The 524-nt window shown below is 41.4% G+C and carries 2 tRNA genes; both read left to right on the top strand.

The window, feature by feature from the left end:
- The first annotated feature begins 98 nt into the window (after positions 1 to 98).
- Positions 99 to 175 (top strand) — tRNA-Ile (locus PHAL_RS0122630).
- 112 nt (positions 176 to 287) lie between these two features.
- Positions 288 to 363, top strand: a tRNA-Ala gene (locus PHAL_RS0122625).
- The last annotated feature ends 161 nt before the right edge of the window (positions 364 to 524 follow it).

Below are 524 nucleotides of genomic sequence, written 5' to 3'. Positions count from 1 at the left end.
CCTGGGGCTGGATCACCTCCTTATACGATTTAGAACTTATTTGTTCGAAGTGTCCACACAGATGATTGTTATTGTAAAGAGAACAACACTTATTGTTTGGGTCTGTAGCTCAGTTGGTTAGAGCGCACCCCTGATAAGGGTGAGGTCGGTAGTTCAAATCTACTCAGACCCACCACTTTGCTCCCATACTTCGTTATGGCACGCCTCGTTTAGTGGACTAAACGTCGTTATACCATGCCTTGTCTGGAAACAAAGTCGGTATACAAACAATAAGTACCAGCACATGTGGGGCTATAGCTCAGCTGGGAGAGCGCCTGCCTTGCACGCAGGAGGTCAGCAGTTCGATCCTGCTTAGCTCCACCACTTTTACTTCTTAAAAATAAATATTCTTTATCGGGTAGCAACACCACCTGAGAATAGAGTGTGTTTAATTTTGAGAAGTTTTTGATTCTCTGCTCTTTAAAAATTTGGAAAAGCTGATAATAAAATTCTGATAAATATTCGTATTTATCAAGAGTTTTCAA

The organism is Pseudoalteromonas haloplanktis ATCC 14393, from assembly GCF_000238355.1.
Classification (GTDB): domain Bacteria; phylum Pseudomonadota; class Gammaproteobacteria; order Enterobacterales; family Alteromonadaceae; genus Pseudoalteromonas; species Pseudoalteromonas haloplanktis.
The sequence above is the reverse complement of the archived record's forward strand: the minus strand, read 5'-3'. Positions and strand labels throughout refer to the sequence as shown.